The organism is Lentimicrobiaceae bacterium (assembly GCA_020636745.1).
GTDB lineage: Bacteria > Bacteroidota > Bacteroidia > Bacteroidales > Lentimicrobiaceae > Lentimicrobium.
The window spans coordinates 673,506-696,192 of the sequence record JACJXH010000002.1 but is presented as its reverse complement, the minus strand read 5'-3'; the positions used below and the strand labels follow the sequence as shown (position 1 = coordinate 696,192).

Here is a 22,687-nt window from a genome sequence, read left to right as displayed (position 1 = left end):
ACAACTGCATCATGAAAAAAATACTTCCCGGTATCTTCTGCTTATCATTTGTAGCGCTGCTGATGGGGGGCTGCAAAGTGAAAGATAAAAACCCGGAGACCAAAAATACCATCGCATCTCCCAAACAAAATAAGGCCTGGCTCCTGGCAGGTGATGAATACAAAGCCTGGGCTGTTGAATCATTTACAGTAAATGGCCTTGACCAGCTTAAAGACATGAAAGCCTGCCAACTTGACAATGTGGATGTTTATTTCAGAAATTTATCACTGGAGTCGCATGAAGGTGCCAGTCGTTGTCATGACAAGGATCCGGATATCTTTTCAAGAGGAAAATGGAGTTTTAATGCCGATTCATCAGCTATTGAAATCAAACTGGGAAGCAACCTGCTTCAGCTTGACATTGTGGAATTGACAAAAAACAGGTTTCATTACCGGTCGGAAGTTAAAAGCCAGATAACCGAAGCTGTGCTGGTTGCCACCGATTACAAACCGGCAAATTAAGCCTGACAGGTTTTAACAAACAAAAAAGCATGAAAACACCTTCTGATTTCAGGGCCGAAGCGCACAAAATGGCCGACCGGATTGCCGATTATTTTGAACAGATAGCACAATATCCTGTAAAATCTCAGATAAAGCCCGGTGAAATACTGAAACAACTTCCGGTGAGTCCGCCAGATTCAGCTGAGCCCATGGACTCCATTATGGAAGATTTTGACAAAATGATTATGCCCGGAATCACCCACTGGCAAAATCCGAATTTCTTCGCTTTTTTCCCGGCCAATTCGAGTTACCCGAGCGTACTTGCCGAAATGCTGACAGCCGCCCTGGGACAACAGGGCATGATTTGGGAAACTTCACCGGCTGCTGCCGAGCTGGAAGAAAGAGTGATGGAATGGCTGAAAGAGATGTGCGGATTGCCCCAACACTGGACCGGTGTAATACAGGATACTGCCTCAGCCTCAACACTGGCAGCACTGCTTACTGCACGCGAAAGAGCAAGCGGCTTCAGCATTAACGAAGAAGGTTTTCAAAACACTGATAAACTCAGAATTTACTGCTCCGTTGAAACTCATTCGTCTATCGAAAAAGCAGTGAAAATTGCAGGTTTTGGCAAAAAGAACCTGGTAAAAATTGCGGTAGACAGCCAGTTTGCCATGCGTACAGATTTGCTGCGTGAAGCCATTGAAAAAGACATTGAAGCAGGTTTTATTCCGGTTTGTGTTGTCGCAACCATAGGCACTACCGGTTCAACTGCTGTTGATCCGATAGAAGAAACCGGAGCCATTTGCCGCAAACACAACATTTGGTTTCATATTGATGCAGCCTATGCCGGAACAGCCCTTGTATTGCCTGAAATGCGCAAGTACACAGCCGGTCTGGAGTTTGCCGACAGTTTTGTATTCAATCCTCACAAATGGATGTTTACCAATTTTGATTGCTCGGCCTATTTTGTGAAAGATACTGAATTACTGATACGTACCTTTGAAATACTGCCCGAATACCTGAAAACCCGTACACGCGGTCAGGTGAACGATTACCGCGACTGGGGCGTTGCACTTGGCCGCCGCTTCAGGGCTCTTAAATTATGGTTTGTTATCAGAAACTTTGGCGTAGAAGGTATCAGAAAAAAAGTAAAATTGCACATAGAACTGGCTGGTTGGCTTGCCCGCGAAATTGAAAAAACCGATGATTTTGAATTATTGGCTCCTGTACCTTTCAGCCTGGTGTGTTTCAGATATAAACCCGCACATCTGACCGGTACAGAACAATTGAACAAATTAAACGAACAAATTGTGCAAAAACTTAACGCAGGCGGAAGTGTTTATCTGACGCATACTAAACTAAACGGTATATACACCATAAGAATGGTGATTGCACAAACTAACGTCGAATCGGAGCATGTTGAAAAAGCATGGCAATTGATTCAACAAACAGCAAAAGCCATGCTGACTCAGCAGGACTGATAAAAACTTACCAACACCCACCCCACTGACCATGAAAGAACACTGGAATGAAAGATATGCTGCTTCGGAATACATATACGGCACAAGTCCCAACGCCTGGTATGCCCAAAAGCTGGGCAGTATGGAAGCTGGCAAAATTCTGTTTCCGGCCGAAGGAGAAGGGCGCAATGCCGTGTATGCAGCCACAAAAGGCTGGGAAACCCATGCTTTTGATCAGAGCGAAGAAGGCAGGAATAAAGCAATGAAACTGGCAGCCGAAAAGGGCGTCTCCATTCAGTATCAGCTTTGCGATCTTACTGAATATGAGGCCGGGGCCGGCGAGTTTGATGCCATTGTCCTGATATTTGTACATATGCCCGTTGAAATCAGGCAGCAGGTACACGAGCGCCTGCTTCGTTTTCTTAAACCCGGTGGCCATCTGATACTGGAAGCATTCACCCAACAACAGCTGCAGAAAACCAGCGGAGGACCGCGCACCGAATTATTGCTTTACGATACTGAAATCATCCTCAACGATTTTAAAAGCCTCGATTTTATTGAATTTACAGAAACCACCACTATCCTCGATGAAGGTCCTTTGCATAAAGGTGAAGCGCATGTAGTCAGACTGTTTGCCACCAAACCAATGATTGATTTTATACCTTAGCCATGAAAAAATACACCCTTTCTTTTATAGCCACACTGTCACTTCTGCTCCTCTCCATGCAGGTAACTTCAGCAGGCAAGCCTAATGAAGACAAACTGAGAGCCAGGGCTTCACGTATTCATGCCAGGGCATTTACCATTGATTCACACAATGACACGCCCATGTGGTTTACCGACTCAACCTATCAGTTTGGTATCAACCACCGCAACATGAAACCTTCAAACAGAGTAGACATCCCGCGTATGGAAGAAGGCGGGCTTGACGGCGCCTTTTTTGCCGTATTTGTAGGCCAGGGTGAACGCACGCCTGAGGGCAACCGAAAAGCGCTGGAACAAGCACTCAACACGTTTAAAGCCATTGAAAAAAGCGTTGACGCCAACAGTACTAAAGCGGCACTGGCCTATCGGGTTGCAGACGCAGCCGCTATTGAAAAACAAGGCAAACGTGCCGTTTATACCGGACTTGAGAACGGCTATCCGATAGGGAATAATCTGAAAAATGTAGAGCGGTTTTACAAGTTGGGCGCCCGTTACATCACCTTATGCCACACACGAAACAACGACATATGCGATTCATCTACCGATACAATTGAACACAATGGTGTCACCCCGTTTGGTCAGCAGGTGATTGCCGAAATGAACAGGTTGGGCATCATGGTTGATGTATCGCACATTTCTGACAAATCGTTTTACGATGTGCTTGAGATGAGCAAAGTTCCGGTAATTGCTTCTCATTCATGTGCCAGGGCTATATGTGATAATCCGCGAAACATGAACGACGATATGCTGCGCGCATTGGCTCAGCATGGCGGAGTGATTCAGATGTGTATTCTGAGCAGCTACGTTAAAACCCCATTGCCCAATCCGCAGCGCGACTCAGCCCAAAAGGCCGTAAGAGCACGCTACAATGGTTTCAAAAATCTTTCAGAAGAAGAAATGACCCGTGCACGACACGACTGGTATGAGATTGACGAGCTGTTTCCACAAGAGTTGGCTAACGTAAAAGATGTAGTTGATCATATTGACCATATCGTTAAAATAGCTGGCATCAACCATGTGGGAATCGGCACTGATTTTGATGGCGGAGGCGCCGTAAAAGGTTGTGAGGACGTTTCGGAAATGGGCAACATTACCCTTGAATTGCTCAGGCGGGGCTACACAGGCAGGCAAATTGAAAAAATTTGGGGACAAAACCTGCTTCGTGTGATGCGAAAAGCCGAAAAATACGCACAAAGCAAAGCCTGAGTAAACTTAAAATAACACCTCTATTTTCATAAAATGACCGAAATATTTGCCGTTTCATTGCTTAGCACAGAAGAGTTTGCGCACCTGCAGCCTGAGCTGATGAAATGGGTACCTTCACTAACCCGGGAAAGAATTGCACTTTTTGCCAGAAGCAATGACGCACAGCGCAGCCTGCTAGGCGAAATTATGGCAAGGCAGCTCCTGTCGAAAGCAACCGGCCAACCCTTGCCCGACCTGCCATTTGCAACCGGAATAAAAGGGAAACCTGCCCCCGATGGGTTTCAGGGCATACACTTTAACATCTCACACTCGGGAAACTGGGTGGTAGTATCACTCTCAAAGGCTGTTGTAGGCGTTGATGTTGAAAAAATGCGCAAAGTACCGGAAGGAGTAGCCCGACGTTTTTTTTCAGACGCAGAAAACCAACGCATCGAACAGGCATCTGATGAAAAGGAAAAAGCTGAAATCTTCTTTACATACTGGACCCTGAAGGAGAGTTTTTTAAAAGCAATAGGCACAGGACTAACAAAAAAGCTCAGCTCATTTACCATAAATGAAACCAGCATCGGCAGTTTTACGCTGGCCGGCGACCCTGAAGCTGAAGGTTTTTATTTGCACAACTTCTCATTTGCTGAAGGATATAAACTATCGGCCTGTTCATCAGACCCTGAATTTTGCCAGGAAGTAAAAATACTGCCGGCAAAGGCATTGATAACCCCCTAACACTTTGAAAACATGGACAAAAAGACCGTTTCGCTGGTACTCTCAAGCGGAGGAGCAAGAGGACTTACCCATATTGGAGCCATAGAAGCATTGCTTGAAAACGGATTTGTGATAGGGTCAGTTGCCGGCACTTCTATGGGAGCATTGGTGGGCGGTGTTTATGCCAGTGGCAACCTGCCGGCATTCAAAGAGTTTATCACCAGTCTCAACAAAGTTGATGTACTTCGCCTGATGGATCTTTCAATCAATAAAAAAGGAATCATCAAGGGTGAAAAAGTCTTTACTGAAATGAAGAAGTTTGTGGCAGATATCAATATTGAAGATCTTCCGATTCCTTATACAGCCATCGCCACCGACCTTACTTTTCATCGCGAAGTCATTTTTAATCATGGTTGCCTGCTCGATGCCATACGCGCATCTGTGGCTGTACCAACAGTACTGTTACCATTCAATCATGAGCAATCCATATTGGTTGACGGAGGAATTGTAAATCCATTGCCGCTTAACCGGGTAAACCGCCGGGCCGGCGACCTGCTGGTAGCCATAAATGTAAATGCGCCACGTACCACAGCACTGCTGGCTGATAAATCGAAAGAAAAAAAATCGTACAAAAAGCTGTTGAATCTGGTTAACAGGAACTGGAACAACCTGTTGCATGAAAAGCCCAAACGCACCATTGATGCAGGTTTTTTTGACATTCTCAGTGGTTCAATTGAGATGATGCAGCATAAATTAACCGAATATGCCCTGCATGAGATGAAACCCGACATGATGGTAAATATACCTGTAAACAGTGCGGATATGTTTGAGTTTTACAAGGCAGACGAGTTGATTAAAGCTGGCTATGAAAAGATGACAGAAGAGTTGAAAAACTTTGAAAATCACAAACCAATGGCTTCACACATGGTGGAAGAGTGGCACATTTAATCATGAAAGGAGCCTGTATGCCTTTATCAATCATCAGGCAATAAAATCGGTTTTCAACAATTCATATTCTTCGTTTAGCTGACCAATCAGCAGTTCGGCCCTGTTTTTTTCGGTATCGGGAACAAATTCAAGCTGTTCGGCAATATCGGCCAGTTTTTGAAAGCACATACTTCTGGCTGAACCTTTGATAGAGTGGGCTATGGATTTCACATCGCGGCAATCGCCCCTGCTAAAGGCATCACTTAACTGCATTATCAAATCAGTATAAGTAACTTTGGCCGTAATCAGCAGCTCCCGGAATAAATCCTCATCGCCTATTAAGCGTTCCATAAGTTCTGACTGATTGAAATGATACAGATTTTCTTCAGTTAAAGCAGGAGAATGGGCATCCTCTTCTCTGACAGCAGAACCGTTAAGCAAATGGGTAAACAAAATACGCCTGATAGTTTCTTCCACAACCGGTTTGGTAATATAATCATCCATGCCGGCATCCATACACCTGATTTCTTCTCCCTTAACCGTACCCGCAGTAAGTGCAATGATAGGCACCCGTTTTCCTGTTCCTCTTTCGAAATGCCGAATTTCTCTGGTGGCATGATATCCGTTGAGTTCAGGCATTTGAATATCCATAAACACCAGATCAGGCGAAGTGCTTGTATAAAGTTCAACCGCTTCTCTGCCGTTATTGGCCAAAATAATTTCAGCTTCAGGTAAAATACGGGCAAGAATGGCCTTAGCCAGAATCATGTTTGTTTTGTTATCTTCGGCAACCATCACTTTGTAATTTCCGAAGAACTGGAAGGTGTCTGTTGCCTGAGATTCAAAGGCTGCACCAGTGCTTCCAGCTCCCTGCTTTCCAAAAACCTTTGAAAGGGCTTCCATCAGTTGAGTAAACTTTACCGGTTTTACCATAGTAACTTTCACTCCCAGGATTTTACTTTCTTTAATCACAGACTCATTATCGGAAGAGCTAAACAAAAAGATGACCGGCTGCATCCATGCCCGGGTTCTGAATTTGTGCTGAATGTTTCTGATGACTTCAATACCATTCATTCCCGGCATATTGTAATCCATGATAATCAGATCATATTCCTTGTCAGCGCCCATGAGAGCCAATGCCGTATCGCCACCCAGCGCAATATCAACATGAATGGCCTGGCTCTCGAGCATATGCTTCATGATTTCCAGATTCACCTTGTTGTCATCAACCACCAGCACCTTATTAATCTCCCTGAGGCCTGAGCTTATCACAGAACTATCATGTTCAGCTTCAGCTTCAATGGTAAAATAAAATGTACTGCCAGCTCCGGGCTTACTTTCAAGCATAAGTTCAGCACCCATCATTTCAACAATTCGCGCTGAGATAGTGAGGCCGAGTCCGGTACCTCCATATTGCCGGGTGGTGGTAGAGTCAGCCTGGGAAAAAGATTCAAATATTTTTTTCTGTTTTTCAGGGCTAATTCCAATCCCGGTATCTCTTACTGAAAACAGGAGTTTAGCCATTCCTGTATCAGCTTTAAAATCAAGCGTTTCTACCTTGAATTCAACCTCGCCGGCATCGGTAAATTTCAGGCTGTTGCCAAGCAAATTAACCAGCACCTGTCTGAGCCTCACAGGATCAACAAACAGATATCGGGGAAGCTCAGGGTCGAGGTTAAACAAAAGCTCTATTCCTTTTTCGTGAACCTTATATTTCAGAATATCAATAATTTGCTCCGACAGCTCAATCAAATCCGTTTTTTCGGGGTTGAGTTCAAATTTTCCGGCTTCGATTTTTGAAAAGTCAAGAATATCATTCAACAGGTCGAGCAATGAGTTGGCTGAATAATACACGGTTTGCATATAGTGCAACTGTGTTTCTGTTAGGTTGGTTTTCATCAGCAAATCCGAGAAACCGATAACGCCGTTCAACGGAGTTCTGATTTCGTGACTCATATTGGCCAGAAATTCAGATTTTGCCTGATTGGCAGCCTCAGCGTCATTCTTGGCTTTAACCAGCTCCATCTCAGCTTTTTTCAAAGCGGTAATATCTACAAAAGACTCAACCAGGCATTTGCGACTATTAAAAGTTGAGTGCACCACGGATTTAAGGATAGGAATTTCCTCACCTTTTGCGTTGAGCAACACTTTTTCGGTAGAAATCAATGAGCCTGATAGATCATGGTAGGTGCATTTATCGCAGGGTGTAGGACAAATAAAGCCGTGACAAACCTTTCCAATAATATCTTCTTTAGGAGCGCCGTAAAGACTGGCAGCTTTTTTATTTACAAAAGACACCTGGTGTGTTTCTGAATCAATAATAGTAACTCCTACTTCTTGAGAATCAAGAATTTCGCGCAGATAAAATTCACTTTCTCTTAAAGATGCCGCCATTTGTTTGTGCTCATCAATAAGGCTTAATAAAGATTCGACAAGCGAGCCGGTATCAGTATTGATCTCAGATTCCTGATTTTCGGGGGGATTTAAAGCGGCAATGGCTTCACGTATTTTATTGATGGTATTTTGCTGAGTTTCAGCATCCTTTTTCTTCTTCAGATAAGCGTCTCTCAGCTCCTGAGAACTCAAATCAAGCGAATGCTGCACCAGCCGGGCATCCTCTTCAAGACTTTCATAAGTATCACTCACATCGCGAATAAATCCACTTATTTCAGCTGGCAGATTTTCAATTGAACCAAAATGTCGTTTTATCTGCCTGAGAAGGATTTTGTTCAGGTTATTTCCCATTATGATAATATTATAATTCTTTGAAAAGTGTAATGGTCATTGTTTGGTTATGGAGCTCGCACCGCTGGCTTTCGGGGGTGCCGGGTCCTATTTCTCCATAAGAGTAAAAACCGGATAAGAGGCAGTTTTGTCCAAAAATTTCCCTTGCAATTTCCACTTCTTCTTCCACCCGCTGTTTTAGCACCAGTTTCCGGCCAACACAACTGATGAGAACAGCAAAATCAGGCGCATCACTGTTCAGACTGATTTCAGAAAGCTCGGCAGCCTGAGCAGCACCATCGATGAGTTTTTCGAACCCGGCTTTCATCAATCTTACATAATCGCCTTCAGGAATATCGCCGGCAAAAATCATGCTTCCATCTTTTTCATTGACCGATAAAACGGTACGTACAAGAGAAATATCAGTATCGCCCAACTTAACACTCAACGGAAATAACAAAGCAGAGGCTGGTAAAGCAGCAGCATGAGCACCCAGATATTTTTTATACAATTCAAGCGCAGGCTGACCATCCAACTCATATAAGATATTGGCCTTTGATTTGGTAACCAACCTATCCACGCCAAATGAGTCCCACCCTCCTTTTGAGCCTGTACCTACCAGAAGTTTATCTCCATAAAAACCAATAGCCAATACAAGATTTGACTTCCCGGCGGCATTACACACAACTACAGTTTCTTCAAACCCCGACTGGTCGGCAGCAAGACCACCTGTAACCGTAACCGGTGCTCCTTCAAGTCCTGTATAAATGCCTTTAATCAATTCACTTCCATTGATGTTAAGCCCTTCTGAAAGCAACATCACATGTTTAAGACCTGTTTTGTCTATTTTTGATGAAAGCGATTGCCCAATCTGATAACTTTCATCCATTGAACCTATCGATTCACAATAAACCTTTACAGACGAAGAACTGAAACTAATGGCAGAACAAACAATGCTATTGTCTAACACCTCCTCGTTCAATATTTCACCAGCTGTGGAGCAACCAACAATCTGAGCATGGGGGTATTTTTGCCTGACATCACTAAAAAGGTCATCTTTTTTCAACAACTCGCGACTGCCGAATAAAAATACAAGATCAGCCTTACAATCTCCTGTGAAACTATGTTTTGTTTCCCAACCAGGGCTGTCAGTGTAAATTGATTGCTCTGTCTTCATATCTGAAACACTTTATGTACACCATTGATTATAAAAAAGATAAGACCGAAAAAAAACATTTATATTGCCGGCATTATCAGCTAAAAATTCTCACCATGAGTGATAAAAGGCTCAATAATAAATACTGAACCACAGAAATTAATTCTAATATAGCAGATAATGAGCAAAGATAGCAGAAAGTAACTCAATTAATGTTAAGATTATCTTCAATTACGGGATAATAATAAGAGGAATGAGACCATATACCTTTATACTTTATATGTCTTTTGACTTTACCAATATGAGATACAGCAATTCCTTTGCCCGAAAAATGCCAGCTTTAACAGTACCAAGCGGCAGCTCAAGTCGTGCGGCAATTTCTTCATACGAGAGCTCTTCAAAGTAGCGAAGCTTAATCAGCTGATTATAACGAGGGTTTAGTTTATCAACAACCTCGCGCAACAATCTCTGCCTCTGATCCCTGATAAAATTCTCTTCAGGGTCAATAGCCAGGTCAATCGCCTCAGGTTGAGGAATATGGTTGTTTTTGTCGCGGGCACAAGGGTCGTTTTTTTTCTTTCGCAGATAATCAATACAATTATTGATGGCAATTTTGTAAAGCCAGGTGCTGAAAGCAAAATCAGGGGAAAATTTCGCTAAATTCTGGAAAGCTTTGGTAAATGCTTCAATCGTTAAATCTTCAGCAACAACAGGATCATTCACTTTTTTTAACATCATATTATAAAGTGAATCTTCATACTGCATCATCAGTTCAGCATACGCTTTCTGATCGCCTTTTACAGCCTTCTCAACCAGGTTCAGGTCGCGAATAAATGATTCTTTCGACAGATTATCGTTTACCATTGGGTTTTTCGTGAAAACAGCCCTGCAAAACCTAGCAGAAGATTGATGAGCATCAGGACAATTTCAAACAATGGTGAAAGTAAGAAAAAATGCTTTTCATTCAACCGGAACATGCTCTTTTTTACGATAATCAACTGACTGATAAGCCTGATAACAAAAACTGATGTCAGCAATATCCAGTCGACACGCAGCAATGCCAGTGCGATTAACAAAACAAAAAACGACAGTTGACTAAAAGAATACAAGCCCAACACCAGTTTATGCTTAGTACGGTAAAGGCCGCCGGTTGTCAGATGGCGTTTTTTTTGCCTGAACCATGATGCAAAAGTTTGTTTGGATTTTGAAAAAGTATAAGTTTCCTTAGAAACCTGAATTCTGGTATTGCTTCCTTTGGCTACCTGATTGATAAACAAATCATCGTCACCCGAGCTAATTTTATAATGTTTGACAAAACCGCCGGTTTGAAAGAACAATGATTTATGATAGGCCAGATTTCTGCCTACGCCCATATATGGCATTCTTGAAAGGGCAAACGACATATATTGAACTGCCACCATTAGCGTGTCGAATCTGATAAGTTTATTAAGGAGCCCCGGCTGTGGTGCATAAGGGCCATAACCGAGCACAATTTCGGTTTTGCCTGTAAATGCAGCCTGCATGCCGGCCAGCCATTCAGGCCCTGCCGGATAACAATCGGCATCGGTAAGCAACACAACATCGTATTTGGCCGATCTGATGCCAATAGAAAGCGGGAATTTTTTTCCGGTAAAGAAATTCAGATTCTGAGTAATGTTAATAACTTTCAGCCGCGGATTCTTATCGGCCAGTTCGCGCAAGAGATAAAAAGTATCATCGTCAGATGCGTCATTCACAACTACTACCTCAAATTCGGGATAATTCTGTTCTAAAATAGCAGGAAGAAAACGAACAAGATTATGGTATTCGTTCTTTGCACAAATGATCACAGAAACGGGCTCTTTAGCCTCATTCACGGGCCGTTTAGCCGAATTATAGAACGCCAGCCTGCTGAATATCAGCCAGAAATACGCCAATTGAATAAGCAGGGCCACCAATAAGGCGAGAATAGCGATAAAAAAAGGAGACGATAAAATACTTTGCACCCAAATCATTGTTCAAAAATTTCGAACAGCAAATTTACCCAAAGCACCCGAATAAAGGCCGACAAGTTTTCAACAACAAATAAACCCGTTTATTCTTACCCATTCATTTATCCGAAGGATACTTTATCCAATCGGGCAAATTAAAAAAGAGAATCGGCAACCTTCCAGTAAACAAATGCTTCAGTGCATGAAACACCCCTGCTCAGGCTGCTATGATAAATGAAGCTTCATTCGTTGGCAAAAACAGGACATCCAAAGATTTTTACTATTTTTAACCGCTATTCCAGCTGACCCCGTACAATTTGCCATTGCATGTTCAGATTATTGAAAAGACGCTTCAAAACCATAATTGGAATACCGGCATTTATGCTGTTAGGCCTTATGCCGCTATTGTTGCTGGCTCAAATTAAAGAAACCGGCATTCCCTTTATCAATCAATACCCAAAATCAGTGTACAATGCCGGCACTCAAAACTGGGCAATAACCCAAAACAGCAAAGGCTTTGTATATTTTGGAAATAATGACGGGTTACTTGAATTTGATGGCCAGGAATGGCAAACATATCAGCTTCCGGTTCAAAGCATTATCAGATCAGTTTTAGCCGTTGGTGACACCATTTACACTGGCTCTTTTGAGCAAATCGGATACTTTGCGCCTTCGGCAACCGGCAGAATGGAATTCCAGTCTCTTACCCCGCTCATTCCACAGCCCTACAAATCATTCGATGAAATCTGGAAAATTCATAAAACTTCAGAAGGCATTGTTTTTCAATCATTCAGATACATCTTTATTTATCAGAACAATAAAATCAGGGTAATCAAACCCAGAACTTCATTTCTCTATTCCTTTCTGGTAGATAAGAAACTGCTGGTCGTTGACAAGGAGTACGGACTTTTTGAGGTGGCCCCTTCGGGATTAAAATTTATCAGCAATCATCCTACCTTTATGCGCGAAGAAGTAAGATGTATACTGGCCTTAAATGACGATGAATACCTGGTGGGTACTTTTAACAATGGCATTTTTTTACTCCGCAACAACACGCTTACGCCCTGGGAAACAACCCTTAACAAAGAACTTTCCGACAATATTTTATACACAGGCATTAAACTGTCAAACGGATTTTTTGCATTTGGGACCATTCGCAACGGAATTTATATCACCAACAGCAAAGGCATTGTTTATCAGCACCTGAACAGACAAAAAGGACTGGAGAACAACACTGTATTAAGCCTTTTTGAAGACAAGCGCCACAACCTGTGGATTGGCCTCGACAACGGAATTGACTATGTTGAATTAAACTCGCCTCTTAGTATTATCAACTACAACTACAACATTGAGAGCACTTACTGTGCCATTGAATATCAGGGAAAACTTTTTGTTGGCACAAACCAGGGGCTCTATCATATGAAACTCAACCATTTGACAAACAGCTCTATCGACAGCAAATTTCATCTGATTAAAGGCACTGAGGGGCAGGTTTGGTCGCTTAAAATTATAGATGGCAAACTATTTTGCGGACATAATTACGGATGCTTTTTAATTGATGAAAACCAGGCAATAAAAATAACAGACATTACCGGTTTCTGGAATATAATGGAATATAATGGGCAAAGCGACACCTTGATTGCTGGCACATACGAAGGCATTTTTATTCTTGTGCGTGACAAACAATCGTGGAAAGTCCGTCAAAAAATCATGGGGTTTAATGAATCATGCCGTTTTCTTGAGCAGGATGAAGACGGAAGTTTATGGATGGCTCACGGATACAAAGGATTGTTTCATCTTGAACTCAAAAAAGATCTTACGGGTATCAGCAAAGTTGTGCTTTACAATAAAGGCCATGGGTTGCCCGATGAGTTCCCTTACAACCTAAATAAGATTGACAAAGAAATACTTATTACCACCAAAGAAGGGTTTTACGCTTTTAACAAGACACGACAAAAGTTTGTAAAACAAGGAAACTACAACGAGATTTTTAAAAACCAGCCCTATATCAGTGAAATTACAAAAGATAAAGCAGGCAATCTATGGTATTTTTCAATCTATAAAACAGGCGTATACAGGCTTATGGAAGATGGAAGCTTTAATAACATAGAATCCCCCTTCTACCCCATAAACAAATCATTGATTCCAACATTCGAGAGTATTTATCTTTACGACGAGCAAAACATTTATATTGGTTCACAAAACGGGCTTATCCACTACAATCCTGAATTTACAACAGACTACCGCCTTTCGGAACCTGTTTATATCAGGGAGGTGAAATTTGGCAAAACCAATTATCCGGTCTCAATACTAAATCCACCACTCAGCATTGCAGATGATTCGCAAAAGCCTGACGATCATTATGAAACCGAGCAGTTGTATAAAAACAATTCCGTTCAGTTTACTTTCGCCTGTCCGCGCTTTGAAGCCAAAAACGGAACACTCTACTCTTACAGATTACTAGGCTTTGAAAAAAACTGGTCGGACTGGGAAAAAAGCAGCTTCAAAGAATATACAAACCTGAGAGAAGGCATTTACACATTTGAGGTAAGAGCCATGAATTCCTATCGTTCAACAGGTCGAATAAGTAGTTATTCGTTTAAAATAAAGCCACCATTTCACCGCTCGGGTATCGCTTATGGCATTTATACCTTGTTCTTTATAATTTTACTGATTGGCAATCTTTACTACCAGAAAAAAAGAATTGAAAGAGCCAAAGCCAACGAACTGTTGAAGCATGAGAAAGAACTGGCCAGCCAGGCCACAGAGTTCAGAGAGCAGGCGCTGATACAGGAAAAAGAGATTATAAAATTACGCAATGTAACCTTGCAGAATGAAATGACTCACAAGAATAAAGAGTTGGCCAATTCTACCCTGAGTCTTCTTCAAAAAAACAAATTCCTGACCAACCTTAAATTGCAAATATCTGACTTGGTGCAGAAATCTTCGGGCCACCCTGAATTGAAGCATCAACTTTCGTCCTTTATCAAAAAAATCAACAAGGAATTAAGCAACGAAAAACATCAGGAAGCATTCGATTCTTATTTTGATGATGTACATCAGGACTTTATTTCCAGATTAAAAGAGGTATATCCTGATTTATCACCCAAGGAGCTCAGATTGTGCGCATACCTGAGGATGAACCTTACATCAAAGGAAATAGCCCCATTGATGAACATTTCTGTCAGGGGACTTGAAATCAGCCGGTATCGCTTAAGAAAGAAACTCAGGCTTGACCATAATGTTAACCTGATTGATTTTATTTTGTCGTTTTAAGACATTTCAAAGCAAAGCATTTTTCTTCCACCTGCAATCAGTCATTTTCATCCGGGCTCTGCAACCACATGCCTTGAACCAACCTTTTATTACATGTGAACTGCCCATTACAATGATGCAAAAATTAAAGCATGATGGACACTACTGCCTTCTCTAACTAAGCCCGTCTTCCCTGATTTTGCATTTTAAAAGTTGAAATCAATCAACTTCCGGTAGCAAAGGCAAATATTGCCTTTGATGAATAGGCTAATTTACTGCTATATCAATCTATCATACTGTTTTAATGATATTTATATCCTCTTTGATGTAGTATTGATGTAATATAAATTATACCATGATGAATAGTTGATGTGTAAAAAAAAGACCGGAAATCTAATTACGGATATATATTTGCCCTACTTAGTGTCCACCATACACAAGCAACTACTTTATAACGACTCCGACACTTGAAGAAAAAAAATAAAAACAGGATTTTGCAAAGGAAACATTAACTTAAATACCATATTAATTGTTTAACACATTACCAACATCAACATTAATTATTCACCAAACACACCAACAAATGAAAAACAGATTTTCACAATGGGGAGCAAAATTTCTCCTCACCATCGGAGTTCTTTCACTCGTTACATTCTCATCATGTAAAGATGACAAGGAAGATCCGGTTCAAAATCCAATTGCCAGTTTTCAGTACGCAGTCGGTACAACTAATTTTCTGGAAGTAGTCTTTACCAACTACTCACAAAATGCCACTTCTTACAGCTGGAATTTTGGCGACGGACAAACATCAACAGAACAAAACCCGACACATGTTTATGCGACAGCCGGGACATTTGAAGTTGTGCTTACAGCGAAAAATTCGGCCAATGCCACTGCAAACTTTACGCAAACCATAGAGATAAGAGATCCTAATTCAGCGCTGGCATTGCTGGCTGGTGAAACTTCAAAAACCTGGAAACTTTTCAGAGAAGGCACATGTATGGGAGTAGGCCCAAGTGCCGAAGCTGCCCGTTCATGGTGGTCACTCGACAATACAGGCATCAGGCCATGTATTTACTACCACACCTTTACCTTCAACCGCGACGGTTCTTTTGTATTTGACGACAAAGGCTCATTCTGGGGCGAAGATTTGATGTTTGACGGAACTCCTGTAATTGGCACTTGTTTTGAAGCAACAGCAGCCAATATGATCAATGCCAATGGCGATGATGTAAGTTCATTGCTGAGTGGTACGCATGCTTACACCTACGAACCTACCACCAATGAAGTTACCCTGATTGGAAAAGGTGCCTGGATGGGATTGGCAAAAATCACCACCACGGGAGAATCAGCTACCTTGCCTGATAGCAGAACATTCAAAATTTCCATTGAACAGAAAACCGGTTATGACCTGATGATCATCTCTTACCAGTGGGAAGGTGTTTACTGGGACTTCTCCTATGCTTCCTATTCTAACCCTGCTCTTGAACCTGCAGTAGTTGAAGAAGAAATTCCATTTGGCGAAGATTTACCTGACTTTACTCCAACAGCCATGTTCAATACATTTGCAGCAGCTGATGCGGCCAATGTTCAGGAACTTGTACCTACTACTTCAGCTGTAGTTCTTACTGTTGGCGTTGACGACCCTGCCAATGCTGCCAATCCAAAAGTTGGTCAATACCAGAGAAGCACTGAAATGTACCCCGACCTGAAATTTCAGTTGGCTTATGACTGTCAGTTTGACAATTTCACTACGGTTTCCATTGATGTGTATGTTCCAAGTTCCAATACATATAGCGAAGGTGGCTTAACCAAGAACATTTCATTATGGATTGCCGATGCCAGTCAGACACAGGAATTCTGGACAAGCTGGGTACAATATGATGTGAACCTGGCAGATGTGGTAACTGACGAATGGAAAACTTATACTTTCCAGCTGGAATCACCAACCTCAGGAGTAGGAACACCAAAAACACGCACAGATCTTGACCTGGTGGGTCTTGCAATCGGGGGCTCAGGCCATGCAATAGACGGCACTTTCTACATCCGTAACTTAAAATTTGAATAAACAACCATATGCAAAGCTATGATCGGTTCAAACCGATCATAGCTTTTTAAACTTCTGCTTATGAAACCAACAGGATTTCTCAGATACCTCATGGTGTCTTTTTTGCTCATATTTTTTGCTTCTTGCAACGATGAAAAAACAGATGATTCGGGTGAACCATCCAATCTGGTTGTTGAAGTTACCCTTCCTCAATCAGGCACCGGTGTAGTTCAAATTCAGGCTCAGGCCAATAATACCATTGAATACCGTTTATATATTGGCACTGAAACTCAGGCAGCTGCTTCAAACACGAGCGGAGCCTTTGAATACACCTTTTCAAATCCGGGCACTTATATGATTAGCGTGAGGGCATACGGAACATCCGGCAGGTACATAAAAGCAGACAAACAAATAAGCATTAGTGATGACGATCCAGTTACAGTGGGGGAAGGATATGTAACTCCCATGCAATATGACGGTTATCAGCTGGTGTGGAATGATGAATTTGAAGGGAATGCACTGAACAGCCAAAACTGGAGTTACGAAACCGGAGCTGGCGGTTGGGGAAACAATGAACTGCAATATTACAGGCAGGAAAACACATCTGTTTCAGGCGGTGTGCTTACCATTGAAGCCCGCAAGGAAACCTATCAGAACAGCCCTTACACCTCATCACGACTGGTTACCCTGGGTAAAAAATCCTTTCAATATGGAAGAGTTGACATCAGAGCATTATTACCTGAAGGTCAGGGAATTTGGCCTGCGCTCTGGATGCTTGGAAATAGCATTCAGACTGTTGGATGGCCCAAATGCGGCGAAACAGATATTATGGAAATGATAGGTGGAAGCGGCCGTGAAAATACGGTTTACGGAACCTTGCACTGGGATAACAATAACAGCCATGCACAATACGGACAAAGCTACACGCTGCCTTCCGGAAATTTCGGCGATGAATATCACGTCTTTTCTATCATCTGGGATGCCAACAAAATCAAATGGTATGTCAACGACATCAAATACAACGAAGTAGACATTACCCCAGCCCACATGACTGAATTTCACGAACAGTTCTTCTTTATTTTCAATATTGCTGTCGGCGGTGCATGGCCCGGAAACCCGGACGGATCCACCGTATTTCCCCAGCAAATGAATGTAGACTATATCCGCGTTTTTCAGGCGAACTAACACAAGAATCAGACAAAAATGCAATGCAATCGGATGAAACACAATTAACCGAATTTAAGTCACGATTTTAGAAACTCAATTGTAAATCTGATGAAAAAACACATACAAAAAATAATACTTTTTCTGGTGATTATGCTGAATGCAAACCTCCTGTTTGCTCAATCGCATAGTGTTTCCGGAAAAATTACAGACGGTGAATCCGGACTTGGAATACCGGGTGCAACCGTGCTGGAATCAGGCACCCTGAACGGGACAACTACTGATATTGACGGGCGGTTTATGTTAAAAGTTGCCAGCCCTTCGTCAATTCTTGAAATTTCCTTCATTGGATTTCAAACCCAAAAAGTTCCTGTTGATAAAAGAACAACCATTGACATTACACTTGTTCCAGAAGTTACAAACCTGAGTGAGGTAGTGGTTATTGGTTACGGCACACAGAAAAAGAAAGTGGTTACCGGCGCCATTGCCAGCGTAAGCTCCGATGAAATCACCTCCACCTCGGTTTTGCGCGTTGATCAGGCAATGCAGGGGCGCACAGCCGGCGTACAGGTAACCAACCTGTCAGGTCAGCCGGGCGAAGCTCCAACAATCCGTATCAGAGGTGCAGGAACCACCGGCAATGCTGATCCGCTTTATATTGTTGATGGATTGGCCGTAGGCGGAATAGACTATCTGAACCCCGGTGACATTGAATCCATCGACGTTCTGAAAGACGCCGCTTCTGCTGCCATTTATGGTGCCAGAGCTGCAAACGGAGTGGTACTTATTACGACCAAAGGCAGTAAACAGGGCAAAATGACCGTAACATATTCAGGATATTCAGGCATTCAGAATGTAGCCAATACAATTGATATGCTTAATGCCGACCAGTATCGTATGCTGATGAATGAAGGAGCCAGAAATGCAGGACTTACCGAGCCTTTTGACCTTAACGAAATTCCACAGCACAACACCAACTGGCAGGACGAGCTATTTCAGAAAAACGCACCTATTCAGAATCACGAAATTTCTGTTAGCGGTGGAAACGAAAAATCAACTTACGCCTCATCCATGTCATATTTTTCCCAACAAGGAATCATCGGGGGCGACAAATCACAATTCGACCGTATAACTGCACGACTAAACAGCAAACACCAGGTAAACAAAGTATTCCGTTTTGGAAACACTTTATCCTATTCTCATATCACCCGCAGGGGCATTGGCAGTAATCAATCGTTTAACGGAGCATACAGCAGCGCCTTGAACCTCGATCCGCTCACTCCGCTTTACGAAACAAATCCTGATATTTTAGCCCTCCCACCCTATTCCAACGAACCGGTTGTAACCAATAGCTCAGGTCAGGTTTATGGAATTTCAAACTATGTGGGTGCTGAGGTTGTAAATCCGCTTGCACTGCTCGAAATCCAGAACGGTGAAACCAGGGTTGACAAACTGGTAGGAAGTATTTTTGGAGAAGTTGAACTGATGAAAGGATTAAAGGTGAACACCAATCTGGGCATTGATTTGGCTTATGTGCTGAATGATGGATTCAGACCACTGTTTTATCTCAATGGAGCACAGCTGAATGTTGACAAAACTTCGGTCAACAAGTCTATCGATCGTTACTTTACATGGCAATGGGAAAACACCTTATCCTACACCAAAAAATATAAAGATCATAACATTTCCGTTCTGCTCGGAACAACTGCCAGTAAATACAATTATGAAAATCTGACAGGTTTTAATGCCAAAGTACCATTGTTCGACCCCGACAATGTATACCTGAATATGGCTACCGATACCGTATGGGTTGCAACCGGCGGTGCAGCACACTCAGCCCTATTGTCAACCTTTGGCCGTATTACTTACGACTTCAAGGATAAATACGCATTTACAGGAATCTTACGCAGAGACGGGTCCTCAAAATTCGGAGCCAACAACAGATACGGCATATTCCCATCACTCGGATTTTCATGGGTAGCCAGCGATGAATCGTTTTTCCCGAAAATTGACCAGATTGACATAGTGAAGTTCAGAGCATCCTGGGGTATAAACGGAAATCAGGAAATAGGCAATTACCAGTTTATTTCGACCATTGACAAAAGCCGGGGCTATATATTTGGTTCTGGAAGAATTACCGGTGCATCTCCTTCGTATATTGAAAATGCTGATATCCGCTGGGAAGAGTCGGAGCAGATTGACATTGCCATGGACCTTGGCGCATTTAATAACCGCCTTACAGCTACCGTTGATTACTATGTAAAAACCACCAGTGGCCTGCTTGAAAAAGTGGCCATACCTGCTCATGTCGGAAATGACGCCCCTGTTGCAAATGTGGGAAGCGTTCAGAACAAGGGTATTGAAATTGCTTTAAACTGGCGGAATATGGCCAAGGACTTTAAATACTCCATTGGTATCAACGGGTCATATAATAAAAACAAAATGACCAAAATCGGCAATGAAGAGAAAGTACTTCCCGGAGCAACCTGGGCAATTGCCGGAATGGTTACCAGGGCCGAAGAAGGCCTGCCCATTGCTTATTTCTGGGGCTATAAAACAGATGGTATATTTCAGAACATGAGCGAAGTGTATCAGCATATAGGAAGCACCGGACAACTGCTTCAGAAAAATGCACAACCCGGCGACGTTCGCTTTGTTGATGTAAACGGAGACGGAGTACTGGATGCCAACGACCGCACCCAAATCGGGAATCCAACACCTGACTGGACATTTGGTATGAACTTCAATCTGGATTATAAACAATTTGATTTTGCCATGTTATTGACCGGCACTTACGGAAATGACATTTTCAACGGCAGCCAGCGACAGGATTTAAGGTACACCAACAGGCCTGTTTCCATACTTGACCGCTGGACAGCTGAAGGCACTTCAAACGAAATACCCCGATACACCTGGATTGACATCAACAACAATAGCCGGGTATCAGACCTTTACATTGAGGATGGTTCATATATCAGGGTGAAAAACGTTCAGTTTGGTTATAACCTGCCTGCAGGAGTGCTGAAAAAAATTGGAGCATCAGCATGGAGGTTTTACATATCAGCCGAAAATCTGCTGACACTGACCAAATACACCGGAGCGGATCCTGAAATTGGTGCCTTAAGCTCTTTTGACATTGGTATTGACAGGGGAATTTATCCTCAGGCAAGAACATGGCGTTTAGGAACAACCATTTCATTCTAACTCAAAAACGACAGTAACATGAAAAATACAATATATAAATCAGTCAAGGCATTGCTGCTTATTATGCTATTTACAGCCTGCAGCAAAGATTTTCTGGATCTGAAACCATTGGATCAGGAAGTGACCACTTCTTTTTATAAAACAGAAGAACAGGCACTCCAGGCCTTGGTTGCGGTTTACGATGTATTAGGCTATCAATCTATTCCTGGTGTTTCATGGGCGCCTTACATCACCATCACCGATATTTTATCTGACGATGCCTATGCTGGTGGCGGCGATGCCAATGACGGACAGGATGAAGACGAACTAAATAACTTTAACATTCCTCCTACAAGTCAGATTGTTCATACCATCTGGATCAAGAATTACATTGGCATATACAGAGCTAACCTGTTGCTTGAAAAAATTGACGGTGTAGAGGCATCTGATGAATTTAAAGCAAGATTGATAGCTGAAAGCAAGTTTTTAAGGGCCTACTTTTATTTTGAGCAAGTACGCTACTTTGAAAACATTCCTTTACTCACCAATACGCTTAAAGGACCTTCGGAATACAATCAGCCTCAAAGCACTCCGGCTGAAGTTTACAACCAGATAGCGCTTGATCTTACCGAAGCAATTGAAGTTTTGCCTGAGAATGTTCCAGCTGCCGAAGCCGGCAGAATTACCAAATGGGCTGCTGAAGCCTTACTGGCCAGGGTTTATTTATTCTACAACGGTGTTTATAACAGCGAACTGCAAGCAGGCAGCACTACTGTAAACCGAACTGTTGCGCTGAACTACCTTGAAGACCTGATTGCCAATAGTGGTCACGACTTGTTTGACGATTATGCCGAGAACTTTCATCTGGCAGGTGAATTTGGAAAAGAATCTGTGTTTGAAATTTCATACGGCGACACTCCGGCATGGTGGGACTGGGGCTACCCGAGTGGTGGCGAAGGCAACTTGTCTGCTCAGATGCAGGGCCCAAGGGTAACCGGATCTACCAACTGGAACAGAGGCTGGAGTTTTGCCACAGTAAGTCAAAAGCTGGTGAACGACATGGCTGGTGACCCGCGGCTTGAGCTAACAGTACTCAAGCAGGAAGAACTTGACGGTTCACTTTCACTTGGCTATCAGCATACCGGATACTTTTCGAAAAAATACAGCTCCGATGCTGAGCACTGGGGTGCCGACGGGCAGTTTGAGCTCAACAGAACCTGTAACCATCGCGTAATCCGTTTTTCAGATGTTCTTTTGATGGCTGCCGAACTTGGCAGTCCGAATGCTCAGCAATATCTCGATCGGGTAAGGTCGCGCGTTGGCCTCGGAAGCATTCCGGCCACGCCTGATAACATATACAAAGAACGCAGACTTGAGCTTTCACTTGAAGGCATCCGATATTTCGATCTTTTGCGCAAAGGTGTCACTTATGCAAATCAGGCATTGACCTATTCAGGCATCAGGGGTCCCAATTACGTGGGTGATCAGCAAATATTTGATGTAACATTTAACCCTGCTACCAAAGGTTTCCTGCCCATACCACAAACGGAAATTGACCTTTCGGGAGGTGTACTGATTCAAAATGTGGGCTACTAATTCAGGAGTAAGCCTAAAAATGCCAAAAACAAAAAAAGACCTTGGTTGGATGGTTGGTTTTTGTGCTTGATGAAAACGGGGATGGATATAAAGCAGAAGAAATTCTGAAT

General features: G+C 42.7%; 15 protein-coding genes. 11 read left to right on the top strand and 4 right to left on the bottom strand.

The window, feature by feature from the left end; all coding sequences use genetic code 11:
* Positions 1–11 precede the first annotated feature (11 nt).
* Genes H6541_05430 through H6541_05405 form a run of 6 tightly spaced genes read left to right on the top strand, consistent with a single transcriptional unit; the run spans position 12 to position 5,503 of the window.
* On the top strand, positions 12–500 hold the full coding sequence (locus H6541_05430; GenBank protein MCB9015219.1) for a hypothetical protein: 489 nt from the start codon (positions 12–14) through the stop codon (positions 498–500).
* A 29-nt stretch (positions 501–529) separates the two neighbouring features.
* Positions 530–1,963, top strand: a complete 1,434-nt coding sequence (locus H6541_05425) for an aminotransferase class V-fold PLP-dependent enzyme (GenBank protein MCB9015218.1) — start codon at positions 530–532, stop codon at positions 1,961–1,963.
* 31 nt (positions 1,964–1,994) lie between these two features.
* Positions 1,995–2,609: a methyltransferase domain-containing protein gene (locus H6541_05420; GenBank protein MCB9015217.1), complete on the top strand. Its 615-nt coding sequence runs from the start codon at positions 1,995–1,997 to the stop codon at positions 2,607–2,609.
* Positions 2,610–2,665: 56 nt separating this feature from the next.
* Positions 2,666–3,853, top strand: coding sequence for a membrane dipeptidase (locus H6541_05415; GenBank protein MCB9015216.1), 1,188 nt, complete (start codon positions 2,666–2,668; stop codon positions 3,851–3,853).
* A 33-nt stretch (positions 3,854–3,886) separates the two neighbouring features.
* Positions 3,887–4,576, top strand: a complete 690-nt coding sequence (locus H6541_05410; protein ID MCB9015215.1) for a 4'-phosphopantetheinyl transferase superfamily protein — start codon at positions 3,887–3,889, stop codon at positions 4,574–4,576.
* A 12-nt stretch (positions 4,577–4,588) separates the two neighbouring features.
* On the top strand, positions 4,589–5,503 hold the full coding sequence (locus tag H6541_05405; GenBank protein ID MCB9015214.1) for a patatin-like phospholipase family protein: 915 nt from the start codon (positions 4,589–4,591) through the stop codon (positions 5,501–5,503).
* Positions 5,504–5,536: 33 nt separating this feature from the next.
* Here the strand turns inward: H6541_05405 and H6541_05400 are convergent, their stop codons facing one another.
* The 4 genes from H6541_05400 to H6541_05385 all read right to left on the bottom strand — a co-directional run bounded on the left by H6541_05400 (position 5,537) and on the right by H6541_05385 (position 11,356).
* Complete coding sequence (locus H6541_05400) at positions 5,537–8,227, bottom strand: response regulator (GenBank protein ID MCB9015213.1); 2,691 nt, start codon at positions 8,225–8,227, stop codon at positions 5,537–5,539.
* Positions 8,228–8,237: 10 nt separating this feature from the next.
* On the bottom strand, positions 8,238–9,383 hold the full coding sequence (locus H6541_05395; protein MCB9015212.1) for an FIST C-terminal domain-containing protein: 1,146 nt from the start codon (positions 9,381–9,383) through the stop codon (positions 8,238–8,240).
* Positions 9,384–9,638: 255 nt separating this feature from the next.
* Entirely contained in the window at positions 9,639–10,226 is a 588-nt protein-coding gene (locus H6541_05390; protein ID MCB9015211.1) for a sigma-70 family RNA polymerase sigma factor, read from the bottom strand.
* Positions 10,220–11,356, bottom strand: coding sequence for a glycosyltransferase (locus tag H6541_05385; protein ID MCB9015210.1), 1,137 nt, complete (start codon positions 11,354–11,356; stop codon positions 10,220–10,222). Before H6541_05385 ends, H6541_05390 begins: the two co-directional genes overlap by 7 nt.
* 303 nt (positions 11,357–11,659) lie before the next feature.
* On the opposite strand from H6541_05385, the gene H6541_05380 reads away from it, so the two are divergent.
* The 5 genes from H6541_05380 to H6541_05360 all read left to right on the top strand — a co-directional run bounded on the left by H6541_05380 (position 11,660) and on the right by H6541_05360 (position 22,577).
* A complete protein-coding gene (locus H6541_05380) occupies positions 11,660–14,608 on the top strand; it encodes a hypothetical protein (protein ID MCB9015209.1) in 2,949 nt (982 codons plus the stop codon).
* 562 nt (positions 14,609–15,170) lie between these two features.
* Positions 15,171–16,655, top strand: coding sequence for a PKD domain-containing protein (locus H6541_05375; GenBank protein MCB9015208.1), 1,485 nt, complete (start codon positions 15,171–15,173; stop codon positions 16,653–16,655).
* 90 nt (positions 16,656–16,745) lie between these two features.
* Entirely contained in the window at positions 16,746–17,819 is a 1,074-nt protein-coding gene (locus tag H6541_05370; protein ID MCB9015207.1) for a glycoside hydrolase family 16 protein, read from the top strand.
* Positions 17,820–17,909: 90 nt separating this feature from the next.
* Positions 17,910–21,002, top strand: a complete 3,093-nt coding sequence (locus tag H6541_05365) for a TonB-dependent receptor (GenBank protein ID MCB9015206.1) — start codon at positions 17,910–17,912, stop codon at positions 21,000–21,002.
* Positions 21,003–21,020: 18 nt separating this feature from the next.
* Positions 21,021–22,577 carry a RagB/SusD family nutrient uptake outer membrane protein gene (locus H6541_05360; protein ID MCB9015205.1) on the top strand — a complete coding sequence of 519 codons (1,557 nt, stop codon included), beginning with the start codon at positions 21,021–21,023 and terminating at the stop codon, positions 22,575–22,577.
* The last annotated feature ends 110 nt before the right edge of the window (positions 22,578–22,687 follow it).